Origin of the sequence: uncultured Arthrobacter sp., assembly GCF_947493765.1 — a bacterium.
Lineage (GTDB): Bacteria > Actinomycetota > Actinomycetes > Actinomycetales > Micrococcaceae > Arthrobacter_D.
In genome coordinates this window covers 593,163-612,050 of the sequence record NZ_CANLSZ010000001.1, presented here as the reverse complement: position 1 = coordinate 612,050, position 18,888 = coordinate 593,163, and the positions used below count along the sequence as shown (strand labels likewise).

Sequence of the window (18,888 nt, the reverse complement as noted above, 5' to 3'; positions counted from 1 at the left end):
TGGGAACAGGTGCACAGCTGCGGCTCAGGAGGGCAGATCTCCGACGTGGACGTACCGGCGCCGCCAGTCGTGCCCTTCCTCGCCGCCGTACAGGGTCCAGTACTCGCGCCCCGAGGTGATGACGCCGTCGATCACCGTCCAGATGGACACGACGCGGAAGATCCCCACGTCCTCCTGCGGCACCTGGACCTCGGACACCACCACCTCACCGGCGTCGTAGACGTTCAGGACGTCGATGCTCCACCCGTTCGGGTACTCGGAGTTCACGGCGACCATGTTGTCGCGTCCGCGGATGATCTCCCGGGTCACGGGCCAGAAGACCTCGACGTCGTCGGCGAGCGTGCGCCCCACGCCGTCCCAGTCCCTGCTCCATACCGACGACCAGTACTGCCGGACCACTTCGACTGCTTGAGTACGTGCTTCCATGGGCCGATGCTACCGGCGCGGGCAGGGCGCCGTGCAGGGCGCCGGTCAGGTCTCCGGCGCAGACCGGCGGATGTCGCGGCGTGTGCACTGATCGGCGCGGACCCAGGCTTCCCGGGCGATGGAGAACTCGATCCACTGCGCCAGTACCGCGGTGCTGGTCCACGCCATGGCGAAGCCGCGCACTCTCTGCCGGGACCCGTTCGGGTACTCGAGCTCGACCCACAGGGCAGGGGAGGGTGCGACGGACTCCGTGACGCCCTCGGTCGGGGCCCGGAGCTGGAGGGGCGGGGTGAACTCGTGGGTGGTCGGCGGCAGCCCGTGCCACCCGGCCGCCTCAGGCACGCGCACCCGCATCCGCGCACATGATCGCATCGTCCATGCCGCTACTGCACGAGGGCGGGTGGGGACCACGGTCCGTCGGAGGCCGACTCTCACGCCCTGCCCGGGGCGGGCGGGCCCGACCGGGGCGCGAGGCTACGACGTCGGCAGCACGCGGCGGACACCCATGCCTCGCGCGCCCGGGAGTACTCGATCCACTGGGCCAGGACGGCGGTGCTGGTCCAGGCCATGGCGAAGCCCTTCATGGTGCGGTTGGAGCCGTCCGGGTAGCGGAGGTCCACCCACAGGGCGGGCGAGCGCAGCGGCAGGGTGATGCGGTGTGCCGGGGTGTCGAGCTGCAGCGGGGCCACGTATCGGTCGACGCTCGGCGGGATGCCGTGCCACCCTGGTCGTTGAGCCATGCGACGAGAGTATGGGGGCGGTCCGACATCCTGGCCCCCGCCGGGATCGCCCCGCCGGGATCGCCCCGCGGGGTGCCGCTCCGGCTGTGCGCCTAGGCTGGGCGCATGGCTTTCATCTACGACGTACCCCTGCATCCCTCCAAGGTCGACGTGCTGCTGCCGTGGCTGCCCCGTCAGCCCTGGGCCGGAGGTATCGGCGACCCGGAGCAGCTCGCGGCGTACCGCTTCGACGATCCCGCGGGCGAGGTGGGCGTGGAGACCCTGCTGCTCAGGGACGGCGAGACCCTGGTGCAGGTGCCGCTGGCCTATCGCGGTGCGCCGGTCGCCGAGCTGGAGGAGTACCTGATCGGGACCATCGATCACCCCGTCCTCGGTCAGCGGTGGGTCTACGACGCCGTCGGCGATCCGGTGTACCTGGCGGCCCTCGGGGACGCGGTCCTGGCCGGTGCGGCACAGGCCGAGCAGTTCCACGAGGTGGACGAGGAGATCGTCCGGATCGAACCGACACTCGCACTCGAGTGGAGCGGCGGGGACCACGGGCGCGCCCCCGCCGTGGCCGGGCCCGACGTCGTCGAACTCGCCACGCCCCGGGAGCCCGTCCTGCTCTTCCGGCGGCTGGATCCCGGAGCGACTGTGCTGGGCCGGGACGCACTGCTCGCCGTCGTCGACGACCTCAGGGTGCAGCTGGCCGCTGCCGGGTAGCCCGCGGGCCCCGCCGCTACAGGCCGAGCTGCTCGAGGACCGGCAGTTCCGCCCGCGTGCGGGCCCGGGCCTCGGCGGCGGTCGGTGCCGCGAGCGCCACGCCGGCGATCCGCTCCGCGTCGGCGCGCGTCACACTGTTCAGGACGGCGCCCACCCCGGCCAGGGCGCGCGGCGTCATGGACAGCGTCGAGACACCCAGCCCCACGAGCACGACGGCGAGCGCGGGATCCGCAGCGGCCTCACCGCAGATACCGACCGGTTTGGCATGCCCCTCGGCCAGCGACCCCTCCACCGTGAGCCGCACCATGCGCAGGAGCGCCGGCTGCCACGAGTTGTTGAGGGCGGCCAGGGAGCCGAGCTGACGGTCCGCCGCCATGGTGTACTGCGTCAGATCGTTGGTCCCCAGGCTCGCGAAGGACACCTCGGTGAGGATGGCCTCCGCCGTGAGGGCCGCCGAGGGGACCTCCACCATGACCCCCGGCGTCCGCAGGCCCGCCGTCGCGCAGAGGGCGGCGAAATCCGCTGCCTCCTCGGCGGTGGAGATCATGGGTGCCATGACCCAGACATCGGCGGTGGCCTGCGCCGCCGCATCCGCGATGGCCGTGAGCTGACGCGCGAGCACGCCCGGGGACGTGAGATCGGTGCGATAGCCCCGCACGCCGAGGGCGGGATTCGGCTCGGTGGTGTCGGTGAGGAACGGCAGGGGCTTGTCCGCACCCGCATCCAGGGTCCGCACCACCACCTTCTTGCCCGGGAAGGCGTCGAACACCCCGCGGTAGGCCTCCACCTGTTCCTCCGCGGTGGGTTCGGTGTCGCGTCCCAGGAAGCAGAACTCCGTCCGCAGCAGACCCACGCCCTGCGCCCCGGCCTCCGCAGCCGTCACGGCGTCCTTCGCTCCACCCACGTTGGCCAGGAGCGGGACCTCGTGCCCGTCCGCGGTGATGCCGACGCCGTCGAACACGGTGAGTGCCTCGGCGGCAGCCCGGTACTCCGCCGCAGCGGCTTCCTCGGCGGCCCCGGGATCGAGGGCGATGGTGCCGGCGGCGCCGTCGACGAAGACGGACGCATCCTCCTCGATACCCTCCACCCCCGACGCCGCGACGACGGCCGGGAGGCCCAGGGCGCGGGCGATGATCGCCGTGTGGGACTGCGGTCCGCCGCCCGAGGTGACGAGGGCGAGGACCATGGCCGGATCGAGGGTGGCGGTGTCGGCCGGTGCCAGGTCCTCGGCGACGAGGACGAAGGGCGTGGTGGAGGAGGGGATGCCGGGGGCAGGGAGCCCGCGGAGCTCGGCGACGAGACGGGAGCGGACGTCGAGGACATCGGCGGTGCGCTCCGCCATGTACCCGCCGAGGTTGTGCAGCATCTCCGCGACGGATGCGCCTGCCTCCCAGACCGCTCGTTCCGCGGAGACGCCCTTGGCGATGAGTTTCTTCGCCGACTTCAGCAGCATCGGATCAGCCGCCATGAGGGAGGTGGCTTGGAGGACCGCCCGCGCGTCGCCGGTCGCGGCCTCCGCCCGGCGCTTGAGCTCCTCCTGGACCGCCTTCGAGGCCGCCGCGAGGGACGCGGACGCTGCCTCGGGGGAATCGTTGCGTTCGTCGGCCGGCGGTTCGCCGACGGCCTCCGCCATATGGCGCACCGGCCCGATCACGCGTCCGGGACTGACTCCCACACCTGCGAAATTGCTCATCGAATGTCCTCGTTTCCCTGCCGGTGGTGATCGCGGTCCATGATCATTGTGCCCTGTGCCACAGGAATGTGTGTGATCCAGTTCATATAGCGGCGTTATAGGTGCTACCGTAACAGCCATGAAATCCACAGGCGACCCGGCGCCGAAACTTCGGCTGCTGAGGGCAGCGGCGGCACTGCTGGCCGAATCCGACGGCGCGCCCGTCTCCACCCGACAGATCACCGAGGCTGCCAAGGTGACCGCACCCACCCTCTACCACCACTTCGGCGACAAGGAGGGCCTGTTCGACGCCGTCGTCGCGGAGGGCTTCGCCGAGTACCTCGACGCCGAGCGGAGCATCCCTGCGTCCGGACAACCGATCGAGGATCTCCGGCGGCACTGGGACAACCACGTGCAGTTCGGGCTCGACCATCCTCAGCTCTACCTCGTGATGTTCGGCAACATCCGTCCCGAACGCAGGCCCTCGACGGTGGCCACGGCGGAGGCCTTCCTCGAGGAGGTGCTCCGCCGTGCTGCTGCAGCGTCCCGGCTGGTGGTCACGCCGCGCGAGGCGGCGCGCAGCATCCTCGCCGCGAACATCGGCGTCACGCTCATGCTCATCTCGGACACGGCCGAGAAGCGGAGCCTGGAACTCTCCGTCATGACCCGCGAGGCCGTGCTCTCGGCAGTGGCCACGGATTCGGAGGCCGATCCCGTGATCGACACCGAGGGGACACCGGCCGTGGTGGTGGCAGCCATCGCACTGAACGCGGCACTGCAGTCCTCCCACCCCGATCAGCTCTCCGGTCCGGAGCTCAAGCTGTTCCTCGAATGGCTCCACCGGATCTCCAGCAGGTCCGCGAGCTGACCCATCCCGCTCATCCATCCCTCCCCGCACAGGTGCGGGGACAACGGTAAGGAAAGAACGTGGCAACACAAGTAGAAGCGAAGACCGGATCCAGCGTCCGGGTCCGCGTACAGAGATTCGGGACGTTCCTCTCCGGCATGATCATGCCGAACATCGGTGCCTTCATCGCCTGGGGCATCGTCACCGCGCTCTTCATCGAGGCCGGCTGGCTCCCGGTTCCGCAGCTCGGCGGATTCGGAGAGACCGACGGCGTGGCGAACATCGGTCTCGTAGGGCCGATGATCACCTATCTGCTGCCACTCCTGATCGCCTACACCGGCGGCCGCATGGTCTACGACGTCCGCGGTGGCGTGGTGGGATCCATCGCGACGATGGGTGTGATCGTCGGAGCAGGTATCCCCATGTTCATCGGCGCCATGATCATGGGCCCGCTCGGCGGCTGGACCATGAAGAAGATCGACGGGATCTGGGACGGCAAGATCCGCCCCGGCTTCGAGATGCTCGTCAACAACTTCTCCGCAGGGATCTGGGGTGCGGTCCTCGCCCTCATCGGCTTCTTCGGGGTCTCCCCGCTGGTCGAGGCCTTCAGCACCGGCGCGGGCAACGTGGTCCAGTTCCTCGTCAACAACGGGCTGCTGCCGCTGACCAGCATCTTCATCGAGCCCGCCAAGGTCCTGTTCCTCAACAACGCCATCAACCACGGTGTCCTGACGCCGCTGGGTGTGCAGCAGTCGCTGGAGGAGGGCAAGTCCATCCTCTTCCTGCTCGAGGCGAACCCCGGTCCCGGCCTCGGCATCCTGCTCGCGTACATGTTCTTCGGTCGCGGTGCCGCCAAGGCGTCCGCGTCCGGTGCCGCCATCATCCATTTCGTCGGCGGTATCCACGAGATCTACTTCCCCTACGTGCTCATGCGCCCGCTGCTGATCCTGGCCGCGATCGCAGGCGGCATGACCGGTATCGCGACGCTCAGCATCACGAACGCCGGGCTCGTCGCCCCCGCCGCTCCGGGGTCCATCATCGCCGTCCTCGCGCAGACCTCCCGCGACAGCTACGTGGGCGTCGTGCTGTCGGTCGTGCTCGCCACGGCCGTGTCCTTCCTCGTCGCATCGGTCATCCTGAAGACCGGCAGGAACCAGGACGACGGCGACCTCGCCGCCGCTGCGACCAGGATGGAAGGTCTCAAGGGCAAGAAGAGCTCCGTCGCCGGAACCTTCCAGACCTCCTCCGCGACGGAGGGCCCCATCCGCAACATCGTGTTCGCCTGCGACGCCGGCATGGGCTCCTCGGCGATGGGCGCTTCGGTGCTCCGCAACAAGATCAAGGCGGCCGGGTTCCCGGACGTCAAGGTCACCAACCTGGCCATCGCCAACCTGAAGGACGACTACGACGTCGTGGTGACGCACCAGGATCTCGCCGCACGCGCCGAACCGCTGACGCAGAGTGCCACGCACGTCGCCGTCGACAACTTCATGAACAGCCCCCGCTACGAGGAGATCGTGGAGCTGGTCCGGGCGAGCGCCGCGGCCGACGGCGGGATCGACCCGAAGAATCCCACGGCGGCCGCAGTGGCCGCCGACGCGGATGCCGACGGCGAGAGTGGAGCCGGCCGGGAGGTCCTCGCCGAGGAGAGCGTGATCCTCAGCGGACGGGCGACCACGCAGAAGGACGCGATCGACGAAGCCGGCAAACTGCTGGTGGACCGCGGTGCCGTCGATTCCAGCTACGTCGCGGCCATGCACGAGCGCGAACTGTCCGTCCCCACGTACATGGGCAACTTCCTCGCGATCCCCCACGGCACCAATGCCGCGAAGGATCTGATCAAGCGCTCGGCGGTGTCGATCATCCGCTACCCCGAGGGCATCGACTGGAACGGCAAGCAGGTCAAGTTCGTGGTCGGCGTCGCCGGCGTCAACAACGAGCACCTGTCCATCCTGTCCGCGATCGCCCGCGTGTTCTCCGACAAGGAGCAGGTCGCGAGGCTCGACGAGGCGACGACGGCGGACGAGGTCCTGGCCCTCTTCGGGAAGGTGAACGCCTGATGAAGGCCGTGCACTTCGGTGCCGGGAACATCGGCCGCGGCTTCGTGGGGCTCCTGCTCCACGAGGCAGGGTACGAGGTGGTCTTCGCCGACGTCGCGGACGCTCTGATCGGTCAACTGGCCTCGACGCCCAGCTATGTGGTCCACGAGGTCGGTGAGGAGCCGACCACGAGGACCGTCGACAACTACCGCGCCCTGAACTCGCGCTCGCAGGAGGAGGAGGTCGTCGCGGAGATCGCGACGGCCGACATCGTGACCACCGCCGTGGGTCCGAGCGTCCTGAAGTTCCTGGCGCCGGTCATCGCCCGCGCGATCGCCCGCCGGGACAGGGAGCTCGAACCCCTACAGGTCATGGCCTGCGAGAACGCCATCAATGCCACGGACCTCCTGCACCGCGAGGTCGAGCAGACGTACGACGGCGCGGCCCTGGATCTCGCGGCCCGGGCGGTGTTCGCCAATACCGCGGTGGACCGGATCGTCCCGAACCAGGCCGAGGGCCAGGGTCTCGACGTGACGGTGGAGACCTTCTTCGAATGGGTGATCGACCGGACGCCGTTCAGCGGCCGTACCCCCGACATCCCGGGAGTCACCTGGGTGGACGACCTCGGCCCCTACATCGAACGCAAGCTCTTCACCGTCAATACGGGGCACGCGGCGGCCGCCTACTTCGGTTACACGGCCGGCGCCGAGAAGATCGCCGATGCGATGGCGGACGAGTCCGTCGCATCCCGGGTCCGGGCGGTGCTCGGGGAGACCAAGCAACTCCTCGTGGCCAGACACGGCTTCGACGCGGCGGAGCAGGAAGCGTACGTGCAGAAGATCCTGCACCGTTTCAGCAACCGGCACCTGCCCGACACCGTGGTGCGTGTGGGCAGGGCTCCGCTGCGCAAGCTCGGACGCAGCGAGCGGTTCGTCGCTCCGGCGGCGGAACTCGCGGAGCGGGGAATCCACCCCGAGGCTCTTCTCGCCGCCATGGAGGCCGCCCTGTCCTTCTCGGCTCCGGATGATCCGGAGGTCGCTGCGCTGGCGGAGATCCTGGCGACCCAGGATCCGGCGGAGGCCACGACGTCGATCACGGGCCTCAATGCCGGGCATCCGCTTTTCGGGGCGGTCCGCGATCTCGTGGCACGCCACGGCCCCGGCCGGCACGGGTCGTAGGTTCCGACGCTCCGGATGAGCGCCCGGGAGGGTATCGAGGGGACGACGTCGGGGTGGTGCGGCCGATGGCCGGTAAATTGGGGGTGTGAGTACCTTTCCCCATGACCTGCTGTCCATCGTGTATGCGAGCAGTGCCGCCTATCCGTTCGGCGACGAGGAACTCGCTGCCCTGCTGGAGCTCAGCCGGAGGAACAATGCCGATTCCCGGCTGACCGGCATGCTCATCTACGGTGGCGGGCATTTCCTGCAGGTCATCGAGGGTCCCAGCGATGTCCTGCGGGAGCGCATGTCCATCATCGCCGCGGATCCCCGCCATCTGGACGTCCGTGTCCTGTTCCAGGAGACGATCGACCAACGCCAGTTCCCCGAGTGGACCATGGCCTTCGAGCCGGCGACCGACCTGCGGCTGGAGGAGATCCCCGGCTACCGCACGTCGTTCTCCGACATCGAGGACGAGGAGGATCCGCAGCGATCCCTCGCGACCCTGCGGGAGCTGATGCACTGGTTCCAGGACCGGGCTGCGCAGCGCGGCTGACCCCGACCGAACGTCGCCCCTCCGGCCGGTGCTGGCGCAGGCATTCTGCTGCTGGTTACTCTTGGTCGATGTCGGCATACCCCGAGCTACTCCACACGGTCCTCGACGGCACCGACGTGCGAGGGTTGGCGGAGTTCTATCGCAGGCTTCTCGGATTGACGTACCGGCCGGGTGACGAACCTCCGACGGAGCGCGCAGACGACGCCCAATGGCTCGTCCTGATCGACTCGCAGGGACGATCCGTTCTCGCATTCCAGCAGGTAAAGGACCTTGCGCGGACAACCTGGCCTTCGGGCGGGGTGCCGATGCAACTCCACGTGGACTTCACGGTCTCCGATCGGGAAGCCCTCGAGCACCACCACTCCAGGGCGCTGGCGCTGGGGGCCGAAGTCCTGCTCGACCGGACGGACGACCCCGACGAACCGCTCTACGTCTACGCCGATCCGGCCGGTCACCCGTTCTGCATCTTCGTCGGCTAAAGTGATGAGGCGTCGGCCCCGAGCCCGGATCTTTCACTAGCCCCGATCCTTCACCGGCCGAATCCTTCACCGGCCAGGCACTTCGCCGGCCAGATCCACTCCGACAACGAGGTCGATCGACGAGTTCCACGACGTCCGCCCGGCGAAACGTCTGGGGGAACCGTGCCCTCGCGCCCCCGGCGACGCTCGTTCGTCGGGTTCGCTGTCTCCTTCGCGATCAGCGGTGCCGGTATCGCCATGCTCACCGGCGGGCTTCTCGCATCCATCGACATCGGCCGGCCGGCCCTGGCTGTCCTTTTCACCACGTCGGCAGGATCGAGCAGGCTCTCGGGCGGAAGTACGCGCTGTTGATGGTCATGAGCTTCGGCGTTGTCGGGTTCCTCCTCATGGCTGCACCGCAGGCACGTGCCCTCGGCAGAGGGGAAAGTGCGACGGCGTGAACCGACCGCCGATCCCTACCCGCGCAGCTGCTCCACCATGTCGAGGACGACCGCGCGGAGATCGCCGTCGTTCTCCTCCGCGACGCGCCGCTGACGCTGGTACCCGGCGCCACGCTGCATGATCGCGGCCACGTCGGCGAGTTCACTGCTGCAGCCGAGCCTTCGCGCGACGGGTTCCAGCCGGGTGAGCACCTCGGCGAGGTGATCGGTGACGAGCCGTTCGTTGCCGGCGGCGTCGAGGATGATGATGGCGTCCAGACCGTACCGCGCCGCACGCCACTTGTTCTCCTGGATGTGCCACGGCTGCATGGTGGGGATGGTCCCTCCGGCATCGAGCGTGTCGGAGAACTCCTGGACGAGACACTGGGTCAGGGCTGCGACGGCGCCCACGTCCTGCAGGGTGGACAGCCCGTCGCACACACGCATCTCGACCGTTCCGAGATTGGGGACCGGACGGATGTCCCAGCGGATCTCGCTGATGGAGTCGATCACTCCCGTGGTGAACATGTCCTGCACGTAGGACTCGTAGCCGGCCCAGTCGTCGAAGTGGAAGGGAAGACCCGCCGTGGGCAGCTGCTGGAACATGAGGGCTCGCTGCGAGGCGTAGCCGGTGTCCTCGCCACCCCAGAACGGCGACGACGCCGAGAGCGCCTGGAAGTGCGGCACGTAGTTCATCAGGCCGTCCACCACCGGCAGCGCCTTGTCCCGGCGATCGAGTCCCACGTGGACGTGCACCCCGTAGATCACCATCTGCTGTCCCCACCACCGGGTGCGGTCGATCAGTTTCGCGTACCGCTCCCGGTCGGTGACCTGCTGATCCCTCGGCGAGCTGAAGGGGTGCGAGCCCGCGCAGAAGACGTCGACCCCCATGGGATCGGTGACTTCGCGGACGGCGCCGAGCGAGCGGGCCAGATCGTCCTTCGCCTCGCCCACCGTGGTGCACACGCCCGTGACGAGTTCCACGGTGTTCAGCAGGAGCTCCTGCTTGATGTGCGGGTGCTCCTCGTCCTCCTGCAGCTCGGGGTGGTTGGCGCTGACGCCGCGGAGCACCTGATCGGCCACCGAGACCAGCTCGCCGGTGGAGCGGTCCACCAGGGCCAGTTCCCACTCGACACCGAGCGTGGATTGCGCGGACTGCGCGAAATCGATAGTCACGGAGCGGCTCCTGGGACGAGGTGTGCGGTGGTCGGGGATCAGGCCTATGGAGTGCGCCGTCGCGGGAGGACCGAGCTCAAGTGTAATGAGACCGCGGTGTCCCCGGCGCGCTGCCGCGGTCGGATGTCGTCGCCCGACCGGCCACGGGACCGCTGCAGCAGGGCAGAATGGGGGCGTGCCCATCCTGAACAAAGACATGACCCTGTGCATCTCGCTGGCCGCGCGGCCCAGCAACATCGGTACACGGTTCCACAACTACCTCTACGAGGAACTGGGGCTGAACTACGTCTACAAGGCGTTCACCACCACGGATCTGGCGGCGGCCATCGCGGGTGTGCGCGGGCTGGGCATCCGCGGCTGCGCCATCTCCATGCCGTTCAAGGAGGACGTGATCGCCCTGGTGGACCACCTCGATCCCTCCGCGCGGGCCATCGACTCCGTCAACACCGTCGTCAACGACGACGGCGTCCTCACCGCCTACAACACCGACTACCTGGCCGTGGCGCGACTGCTGCGTGAGCATGCCGTCCCGAGAACGCACTCGGTGCTCGTGCGCGGCTCCGGCGGCATGGCCAAGGCCGTCGTCGCGGCGCTGCGCGACTCCGGGTTCGACGATGTGGTGCTCGTGGCCCGCAACGAGCACACCGGCCGGGCACTCGCCGGTCTCTACGGCTTCGACTGGCAGGCGGAGGTGGGGGAGTCGACGGCGGATCTGCTCGTGAACGTCACGCCGCTCGGCATGGAGGGTGACGAGGCAGACGTCGTCGCCTTCCCGCAGCACGCCATCGAGGCGGCCCGCGTGGTGTTCGACGTCGTCGCCTCCCCGTCGGAGACCCCGCTCGTCCTCGCCGCACGGCACAGGGGCACACCGGTCATCACGGGTGCGGACGTGGTGGCCCTGCAGGCCGAGGAGCAGTTCGTGCTCTACACGGGTCTCCGGCCCACCCCGGAGCAGGTCCGGGCCGCAGGGGAGTTCTCGCGCAGGCAGTGACCGGGTGCCTTCCCTGCGCCGGGATCAGATCCTGAGCCAGCGGACACCCAACGGCTCGAGCCTCAGGCCCGTCCGCAGGAACACCCGCTCTCCACCGATGAGCTCCCACGCCGTCTCCGGCAGGCCGGAGAGGGTCTCCGCTCCGAGGTGCTGTGCGGTGTCCGCGACATTGACGAAGGCCACCACGGTGGAGTCCTCGCCGTCGAGCAGCCCGGGCCGCTGGTAGCCGAGGACGTGCGGGTTGTCCGTGTGGAACGGCAGGAGGCGTCCTCCGGCGAACTCGGGGGTCTGCTTGCGGATCTCGATGAGGTCCATGAGGCCGCGGAAGATGGCACCGGCCTCCGTGGTGGGATCCGTCCTGGCCGCATAGCGGTCCTCCGGATACGCGGGGCGGCCCACCCAGCGGCTGTCCACTGCTTTGGCGGGATCCTCGAGATAGGTGTGGTCGTTGAGCTGGCCCACCTCGTCGCCGAGGTATAGCAGCGGGATCCCACCGGTGCTGAGGATGATCGCGTGGGCCAGCAGGACCCGGGCCACCCCGGTGCCGTCGGCTCCGGCGTCGGCAGCGGACTCGAGTCCCGCCAGGGACGCCGTCGTGCCCGAGATGCGCGCGTCACCGGTGCGCGGGTTGTCCTGGAACGGGACCCCGCGGGCGAAGCTGCCGGGGAAACGGTTCACGTAGAAGGCGTTGAGGAACCGGCGGTGGTCGTGGCCGTCGATCCCGAGCTCGGCGGCGTCCTGGTCGGAGAACGTCCACCCGATGTCGTCGTGGCTGCGCACGTAGTTGACCCACGCCGTGCCCTCCGGGATCCCGTGCCGGCGCTCGAGGGCCTGGGCCAGCAGGGAGACATCACGGGTGGCGAGCGAGTTCCAGATCAGGGCCATCTGCAGCGGGTTGTAGCTGAGCCGGCACTCACCCGGGTCGATGTACTGCACCACCTCGTCCGGGTGGACGATGGCCTCGGACTTGAACAGCAGGGACGGCGCGGCGAGCCGGCACACGGCGTTGAAGGCCTGCAGCAGGAGATGGGCCTCCGGGAGGGACTCACAGGCGGTGCCGAGCCGCTTCCAGATGAAGGCGACGGCGTCCATGCGCCACCTCGACCCCGAGATTCGCGAGGAACAGCAGCTCGCCGGCCATCGCACGGAAGACCCGGGGATTCCGGTAGTCGAGGTCCCACTGGAACGAGTGGAAGGTGGCCCACACCCACCGCCCGTCCTCCAGGGGCACGAAGGAGCCGGGATGGTCGTCCGGGAAGATCTCCCGCACGGTCCGCTCGAACGCATCGGGCATGGAGCGGTCCGGGTAGATCCAGTAGAAGTCCGCGTACTCCGGGTCCTTCGCCAGAGCACGCCGGGCCCACTCGTGCTCGTTCGAGGTGTGGTTGAAGACGAAGTCGACCACCAGGGCGATCCCGTTCGCGCGCAGTTCCCGTGCGACGTCGGCGAGGTCGTCCATGGTGCCCAGCCGTGGGTCCACGGCGCGGTAGCTGGAGACCGCGTACCCGCCGTCGGAGTTCTCCTCGGGGGCCCGGAACAGCGGCATGAGGTGCAGGTAGGTCAGGCCGAGCTCGCGGAAGTAGGGGATGCGCTCGCGCAGACCGGCGAGGTCCCCGGCATACAGGTCCACGTAGCAGACTCCGCCGAGCATCCGGTTCGACTGAAACCAGTCCGGAGCCATGACCCGCACGGTGTCGAGGTTCTTGAGGTCCGCGGCCCGGTCCTGCCAGGAGGCCGCCGTGTCGAGGACCACCTGCAGGAGCTCGTCGTCGGCCCCCGGGCCGTACAGGGTGTGGAAGAGCCGCTGCAGGCGCGGGAACTCCGCCTCGACGCGTGCCTCGAAGGACTCCCAGTCCCCGTCCGAGGTGGCCGCCCGCCGTGCGGAGCCCAGTTCCGATCGGAGCCGATCGCCGGTCAGGGGTATGGCACTCATGCGGCAAGCCTAGGGCAGCGCAGCGCCCGGAGACGGTGTGGGACCACGCACGACGGTGCGCGACCGCCGGGCGGGCCGCGCACGGGAACCTTGCCATGCGCGCCGAACAGGTCCACAGTGTGGTGGAAAGCCAGGGAGGGACACCATGAGCACTTCCGCCGAACGGGCGTCCGACGCGCAGACCGCCACCGGCCAGCCGGAGCTCAGACGGGTCCTCGGACCGAAGCTGCTACTGCTGTTCATCGTGGGTGACATCCTCGGAGCAGGGGTCTACGCGGTCACCGGGACCATGGCCGGCACGGTCGGGGGAATCGTCTGGCTCCCGTTCCTGCTCGCCTTCCTCGTGGCGACCATGACGGCGCTGTCCTATCTGGAACTCGTCACGCAGTACCCCCAGGCCGCCGGTGCTGCGCTGTACACGCACAAGGCCTTCGGTATTCACTTCGTCACGTTCCTCGTGGCGTTCGCCGTGGTCTGCTCGGGGATCACCAGCGCCTCCACCTCGGCGAACGTCCTCGCCCAGAACTTCTTCGGCGGGCTCGAGGTCAACGGCTGGATGGAGGTGCCCGGGCAGGGCGTGATCACGGCCGTGGCGCTGGGCTTCATGCTGCTGCTCGCCGTCGTCAATCTGCGTGGCGTCGGGGAGAGCGTCAAGTTCAACGTGGTGCTGACCCTGGTGGAGATGACGGCGCTGTGCATCGTGATCGGCGTCGGTTTCTACGCGATGGCGCAGGGCAACGGCAACATCGGCGAGATCTTCGTGTTCTCGGATCAGCAGGACAAGGGCCTGTTCCTCGCGGTGACCGCGGCGACCTCGATCGCCTTCTTCGCGATGGTCGGGTTCGAGGACTCCGTGAACATGGTGGAGGAGACGAAGGAACCGGAGCGGATCTTCCCGCGCACCATGCTGACGGGCCTCGGGATCGCCGTCGTCTTCTACATGCTGGTCGCGATCTCCGTGGTCACGGTGCTGAGCCCCACCGAGCTGGACGGCATCCGTGAAGCCGAGGGCGCGGCCCTGCTCGAGGTGGTGCAGAAGGGCTCCCCGGGTTTCCCGATCGAGCGGATCTTCCCGTTCCTGGCGGTCTTCGCCGTGGCCAACACGGCCCTGATCAACATGCTCATGGCGAGCCGGCTGATCTACGGGATGGCGCGCCAGGGCATCCTGCCCCGACCGCTCGGCGGAGTCCTGCCGGTGCGCCTGACCCCCTGGGCCGGCATCGCCTTCTCCACCGTCCTCGCGCTCGGTCTGATCGTCTACGTCACGAGCGATCCGGACAGCAACATCGTGGCCAATCTCTCGGGCACCACTGCGTTCCTGCTGCTGTGCGTCTTCACGGTGGTGAACATCGCCTGCGTGGTGCTGCGGGGAAAGCGTGACCCGAACAGGAAGGTGTTCTTCACCTCGCCCGGACCGATGCCGATCGTCGCCGCGGTCCTGTGTGCTTTCCTCGCCGGGCCCTGGGTGGGACGCGACGTCATCCAGTACCAGATCGCCGGGGGGCTCATGGTCATCGGCGTGGTGCTCTGGGTTATCACCTGGCTCATCAACCGGAGCACCGACACCCGCCCCGGAGATCCGGCGCTGGTGGAGAGCTCCGGGCCGGACGACTGACGCCGATAGCATCACGGCATGGAGATCCTCCGCTACGCCGCGTTCACCGACAGGCCCGACGGCGGTAATCCCGCCGGCATCGTCCTCGATGCCGGCCGGCTCACGGCGGACCGGATGCAGGCCATCGCCGCCGACGTCGGCTACGCGGAGAGTGCGTTCATCACGGCGCGGAGTCCCGGCCACGCGACGGTCCGCTACTTCGCGCCCGAGGCCGAGATCCCGTTCTGCGGGCACGCGACCATCGCCACCGGCGTCGCGCTCGCCGAGCGCGAGGGGCCCGGACGCCTGGTCCTGTCCACACCCGTGGGAGAACTCGAGCTCACGACGGAGCGGATCGGGGACGGTCTGGTCGCCTCGCTCGTCACGGTCGAGCCGTGGGCCGGGGAGATCGACGACGCCGTCCGCGCCGACCTGCTCCGGCACCTGCGGCTGGACGAGGCCGATCTCTCCACCGAGCTGCCGGTGATGCTGGCCTTCGCCGGCAATGTCCATCCGATCGTGCCCGTGCGGAGCTCCGCCGTGCTCCACGCCCTCGACTACGACTACGGCGGGCTGAAGACCTTCATGGCCGAGCAGGGCTGGGGCGCGACCATCGCCGTCGTCCACCGGCTGGCGCCCGACGTCTTCGAGGCGCGCAATCCGTTCCCGCCCGGAGGCGTGCGCGAGGACCCGGCGACCGGTTCCGCTGCGGCCGCACTCGGCGCGTATCTCCGGGAACGCGGTGAGCTCACACCGCCCACCGTCCTGACGGTGCATCAGGGATCCGACGTCGGGCGCCCCTCCGTGATCACCGTGGCGATCCCCGGAGCCGGTGGGCTGACCGTCTCGGGCGGAGCCGTGCGGATCGACGCCTGACCCGGTCCCTGGCTGCCACTGGGGCCCGGATGGCCCGGATGGCCCTGGGGCCCGGATGGCCCCGGTCCCCGGCTGCCCCGGGGCCTCGATGTTCCCGGGCGGTCGGCGCGCGGCGTCCGCGGGAACGGTCAGGGTCGGTAGCCGAAGGCGGCCAGTCCCAGCTCCGGGTGGGGACTGAAACCCAGGGACCGGTAGAACGGGTGGGACAGGGCGGCGTCGGGCGTGGTCCCGGCATCGGTGCTCAGCGCGATGAACATGCAGTGGCGGTAGCGCTGCTGTACGTGGAGCACCAGCGCGCGGCCCACACCGCGCCGCCGCGCGTCGGGGTGCACGAGGATGTCCTGGAGGTAGCAGATGGACTCGTCGTCGGAGACGGTCCGGGCCAGTCCGAGGAGCGTGCCGTCGTCGTCGCGCACCGTCAGCAGCAGGTGCGATCCGGCCAGGCTGCGCTGCAGGCGGTCCGGGTCGCGTGTGTAGGCGGTCCAGCCGACGGCGTCGTAGAGTGCGAGCGCTTCGGCCGGCGGTGGGAGGGCGCCTTCGGTGAGTTCCACGTGCGTCACCCTATCGCGGGGTCCTGAGCGCTAGGGACCGGCGATCGCCGCGACCCGCGCATCGGTGACGGCGATGAGATCCGTCGGTGCGAGCTCGATGTCCAGGCCGCGCCGCCCACCCGAGACGAAGACCGTGGGGTGGGCCAGCGCGGTCCCGTCGACGACGACGGGGGAGTGCCGGCGCTGCCCGAGCGGTGAGATCCCTCCGAGCACGTAGCCCGTCCAGCGCCGCGCCACCTCGGGGTCGGCCATCGACGCCCTCCTACCGCCGAGCGTCGCGGCGAGGGCCTTCAGATCGAGTGAGCCGCTGACGGGGACGACGGCGCACACGAGGAGACCGTCCACACTGGTCATCAGCGTCTTGAGGACACGGGCCGGTACGACGCCGAGCGCCGCGGCGGCCTCGAGCCCGTACGACGGCGCCCCGTCCTGGTGCGTGTACGGCCGGACGGTGAACGGGACCTGCGCTGCCGTCAGCGCGCGGAGGGCCGGCGTACCGCCCGGTCCCGGCTGTTTCCCGCCCATCCGTCCTCCGTCCTATGTCCTCCGTCCTCCGTCCTATGTCCTCCGTCCTCCGGTTTCCGTCGTCAGTAGGGGTGGCAGCAGGTCACGACGCTTCGCCCGACGCCATCAGGGCGTGGAGGGGGCCGTCGTCGAACGCGTCGAACGCGTCGAGCAGCGCCCGGATGTCCCTGTATACCAGGGCGGCGCCGGCGTCCCGGAGTTCGGACTCGCTGGTTCCGCCGGAGGCGAGGGCGATCGTGGGGATCCCCAGTTCGGTGGCGGCGATGACGTCCCAGACCGCATCGCCCACGAAGACGACGTTCGCGGCCTCCAGCCCGCCGGCGTCGAGCGCTGCCTGCAGGATGTCGGGGGAGGGCTTGCTGTTGCCGGCGTCGTCGGTGGTGGTCGCCGCGGTGATGGCGTCGTCGGCGTCGATGACGGCACGGTTCGCATCGACGTCGTCCTGCGAGGCCGAGGAGGCGAGGACGACCACCAGGCCGTCGTCCGCGCAGCGGCGCACCAGCTCGGCAGCTCCGTCGAAGGCGCGCAGGGAGGGCCAGAACGAGGAGAAGATGGCGCCGTGCGTGGAGTCGATCGCGGTGTCCTGGCCGGCATCGCGACCCTCGCCGAGCAGGTGGGCGACGAGCTTGTCCCCGCCCATGCCGATGGCCCGGTGGATCCCGGACATGGGGACGTCGTGTCCGAAGCGGCGGAAGGACTGCCACCACGCGATGGTGTGGAGATAGTTGGAATCGACGAGCGTGCCGTCGACGTCGAAGAGGACGCCGCGGCGCACCTCACTGCTTTCCGTGTCGTCCGTCATGGACCTGCCTTCCGTAGGGTGGGATGACCTCCCAGTCTAGGAACCCCTGCGCACCGGGTGCACACGCGCCGCCCGGGTTGCGGGTTCGGCGACCGTATGCCCCGCTCACCCGGTGAGGACGGGCTCCACCACGAGTGCGAGGCGTTCGTCGCCCACCCGGGTCAGCACGAGCGTCGCCTTCCTGCGGCCCTTCCCCGCTCCCGCCAGGAGCTTCTCCCGCACCTCCTCCGGAGTGACGGAGATGCCGCGCTTCTTGATGTCGAGGACCCCGATCCCCTCCGCGCGTACCCACGCCTTCAGGGCCTTCACATTGAAGGGGCGGACCTCGAGGATCCGGTAGGCGCGGGCGAACGGGGTGTCGATGTGCGAGGGCGCGCAGATGTACGCGATCATCGGATCGAGCAGGTGCCCACCGAGCTGCGCCGCGAGATCGGCGACGAGCTCGGCTCGGATGACGGCGCCGTCGGGTTCGTAGAGATAGCCCTCCGGTGCTCCGATCGCCGCCGTCGGACCGGCTCCGAAGTCCGCCGCCGACGTCAGCTCCGCCGCGTTCCGCGCCCCGAGGACCAGGGCTGCCCGGCGGACGCCGTCCCGCCGGAGGGCGTTGAACCACAGCGCCACCTCCGTGACGGCGCCGTCCACGGAGACCCACTGCGCCTCGCAGTCCGCGGGGATCGCGTCGTGCGGCATGCCCGGTCCCATCTTCACGCCCACGGGCGTGCCCGTCGCCGCGAGGTCCTGCACGAAGGACAGGGGCGGCGAGAAGGCCTCAGGGTCGAAGAGGCGGGAGGTGCCCGACGTCGTCGTGGTCCGCCGCGCCGGATCCAGCCACACGCCGTCGTACTCCGTGGTGTCCACGAGACCGGCGTCGGTGTTGACCACGCGCGCGTTGGGGAAGGGCAGCAGATTCATGGTCGCGGCGGCCGCGGTCGTCTCGTCCAGTTCGACGGCGGTGACCTCGCGGTCGAGCGTGGCCAGGGCCATGCTGTCCGCGCCGAGCCCGCACCCCAGATCCGCGATCCGTACCAGACCGGCGTCGGCGAAACGGCGGGCGTGGCGCGCGGCGACGACGAGGCGGGTGGCCTGCTCCAGGCCCGCCTCCGTGAACACCATGCGCTCCGCGAACGGGCCGAACTTGGCCGTGGCACGCGCCCGGAGCCGCGACTGGGTGAGGGCTGCGGCCACGACCTCGGGCGCATGCCCGGCCCTGCGGAGTCGGTCGGTGAGCCGCATGCTGTGCGCTTCGTCGTACGGCCCGAGCGAGTTTAGCAGCTCCCACCCCTCGGGGGAGAGGATGTGCGCGAGGTTCTCCGTTGCCATCCGGTCAGCCTAGAGGACGCTCCGTCGCGCCCGGCGTCCGCGCGCCCTCATCGCCCTCCTAGCCGCCCGCGGTCGTCGCCTTC

The 18,888-nt window shown here is 69.5% G+C and carries 18 protein-coding genes and 1 pseudogene; 9 read left to right on the top strand and 10 right to left on the bottom strand.

Going from position 1 to position 18,888, the window contains the following annotated elements; all coding sequences use genetic code 11:
* Positions 1-24 precede the first annotated feature (24 nt).
* The 3 genes from Q0747_RS02820 to Q0747_RS02810 all read right to left on the bottom strand — a co-directional run bounded on the left by Q0747_RS02820 (position 25) and on the right by Q0747_RS02810 (position 1,166).
* A complete protein-coding gene (locus tag Q0747_RS02820) occupies positions 25-426 on the bottom strand; it encodes a nuclear transport factor 2 family protein (RefSeq protein ID WP_298251724.1) in 402 nt (133 codons plus the stop codon).
* Positions 427-471: 45 nt separating this feature from the next.
* Complete coding sequence (locus tag Q0747_RS02815) at positions 472-768, bottom strand: hypothetical protein (protein ID WP_298251723.1); 297 nt, start codon at positions 766-768, stop codon at positions 472-474.
* Between the two features lie 89 nt (positions 769-857).
* The gene (locus Q0747_RS02810; protein ID WP_298251722.1) at positions 858-1,166 is read right to left on the bottom strand and encodes a hypothetical protein; all 309 of its coding nucleotides are present in this window, start codon (positions 1,164-1,166) and stop codon (positions 858-860) included.
* A 105-nt stretch (positions 1,167-1,271) separates the two neighbouring features.
* Here Q0747_RS02810 and Q0747_RS02805 point away from each other — a divergent pair, with 105 nt between their 5' ends.
* A complete protein-coding gene (locus Q0747_RS02805; protein WP_298251721.1) occupies positions 1,272-1,868 on the top strand; it encodes a maltokinase N-terminal cap-like domain-containing protein in 597 nt (198 codons plus the stop codon).
* A 16-nt stretch (positions 1,869-1,884) separates the two neighbouring features.
* On the opposite strand, the gene ptsP is transcribed toward Q0747_RS02805, so the two are convergent.
* Positions 1,885-3,561: a phosphoenolpyruvate--protein phosphotransferase gene (gene ptsP, locus Q0747_RS02800; protein WP_298251720.1), complete on the bottom strand. Its 1,677-nt coding sequence runs from the start codon at positions 3,559-3,561 to the stop codon at positions 1,885-1,887.
* 118 nt (positions 3,562-3,679) lie between these two features.
* Here ptsP and Q0747_RS02795 point away from each other — a divergent pair, with 118 nt between their 5' ends.
* The 5 genes from Q0747_RS02795 (at position 3,680) to Q0747_RS02775 (ending at position 8,618) form a co-directional block, all read left to right on the top strand.
* Positions 3,680-4,408, top strand: a complete 729-nt coding sequence (locus tag Q0747_RS02795; RefSeq protein WP_298251719.1) for a TetR/AcrR family transcriptional regulator — start codon at positions 3,680-3,682, stop codon at positions 4,406-4,408.
* 59 nt (positions 4,409-4,467) lie between these two features.
* Complete coding sequence (locus Q0747_RS02790) at positions 4,468-6,447, top strand: PTS mannitol transporter subunit IICBA (RefSeq protein WP_298251718.1); 1,980 nt, start codon at positions 4,468-4,470, stop codon at positions 6,445-6,447.
* The gene (locus tag Q0747_RS02785) at positions 6,447-7,604 is read left to right on the top strand and encodes a mannitol-1-phosphate 5-dehydrogenase (protein ID WP_298251717.1); all 1,158 of its coding nucleotides are present in this window, start codon (positions 6,447-6,449) and stop codon (positions 7,602-7,604) included. The genes Q0747_RS02790 and Q0747_RS02785 overlap by 1 nt, the downstream gene beginning before the upstream one ends.
* 85 nt (positions 7,605-7,689) lie before the next feature.
* A complete protein-coding gene (locus tag Q0747_RS02780) occupies positions 7,690-8,139 on the top strand; it encodes a BLUF domain-containing protein (RefSeq protein WP_298251716.1) in 450 nt (149 codons plus the stop codon).
* Between the two features lie 68 nt (positions 8,140-8,207).
* Positions 8,208-8,618 (top strand): VOC family protein, encoded by a 411-nt coding sequence (locus Q0747_RS02775; protein ID WP_298251715.1) that lies wholly within the window; start codon positions 8,208-8,210, stop codon positions 8,616-8,618.
* A gap of 455 nt (positions 8,619-9,073) precedes the next feature.
* Here Q0747_RS02775 and Q0747_RS02770 read toward each other — a convergent pair whose 3' ends face one another.
* Entirely contained in the window at positions 9,074-10,213 is a 1,140-nt protein-coding gene (locus tag Q0747_RS02770; RefSeq protein ID WP_298251714.1) for a glutamate--cysteine ligase, read from the bottom strand.
* A 175-nt stretch (positions 10,214-10,388) separates the two neighbouring features.
* On the opposite strand from Q0747_RS02770, the gene Q0747_RS02765 reads away from it, so the two are divergent.
* Positions 10,389-11,204, top strand: coding sequence for a shikimate 5-dehydrogenase (locus tag Q0747_RS02765; RefSeq protein WP_298251713.1), 816 nt, complete (start codon positions 10,389-10,391; stop codon positions 11,202-11,204).
* A gap of 24 nt (positions 11,205-11,228) precedes the next feature.
* Here Q0747_RS02765 and Q0747_RS02760 read toward each other — a convergent pair.
* A pseudogene (locus tag Q0747_RS02760) lies at positions 11,229-13,137 on the bottom strand (alpha-amylase family protein).
* Positions 13,138-13,282: 145 nt separating this feature from the next.
* Here Q0747_RS02760 and Q0747_RS02755 point away from each other — a divergent pair.
* The gene (locus Q0747_RS02755; RefSeq protein ID WP_298251712.1) at positions 13,283-14,752 is read left to right on the top strand and encodes an APC family permease; all 1,470 of its coding nucleotides are present in this window, start codon (positions 13,283-13,285) and stop codon (positions 14,750-14,752) included.
* Positions 14,753-14,770: 18 nt separating this feature from the next.
* Positions 14,771-15,607, top strand: coding sequence for a PhzF family phenazine biosynthesis protein (locus Q0747_RS02750; protein ID WP_298251711.1), 837 nt, complete (start codon positions 14,771-14,773; stop codon positions 15,605-15,607).
* Positions 15,608-15,735: 128 nt separating this feature from the next.
* Here Q0747_RS02750 and Q0747_RS02745 read toward each other — a convergent pair whose 3' ends face one another.
* The 4 genes from Q0747_RS02745 to Q0747_RS02730 form a co-directional block, all read right to left on the bottom strand.
* The gene (locus Q0747_RS02745; RefSeq protein ID WP_298251710.1) at positions 15,736-16,158 is read right to left on the bottom strand and encodes a GNAT family N-acetyltransferase; all 423 of its coding nucleotides are present in this window, start codon (positions 16,156-16,158) and stop codon (positions 15,736-15,738) included.
* Positions 16,159-16,188: 30 nt separating this feature from the next.
* A complete protein-coding gene (gene ybaK, locus Q0747_RS02740; protein ID WP_298251709.1) occupies positions 16,189-16,683 on the bottom strand; it encodes a Cys-tRNA(Pro) deacylase in 495 nt (164 codons plus the stop codon).
* 82 nt (positions 16,684-16,765) lie between these two features.
* Positions 16,766-17,485, bottom strand: coding sequence for an HAD family hydrolase (locus tag Q0747_RS02735; protein WP_298251708.1), 720 nt, complete (start codon positions 17,483-17,485; stop codon positions 16,766-16,768).
* 105 nt (positions 17,486-17,590) lie between these two features.
* Positions 17,591-18,805, bottom strand: a complete 1,215-nt coding sequence (locus Q0747_RS02730) for a class I SAM-dependent methyltransferase (RefSeq protein WP_298251707.1) — start codon at positions 18,803-18,805, stop codon at positions 17,591-17,593.
* Between the last annotated feature and the right edge of the window lie 83 nt (positions 18,806-18,888).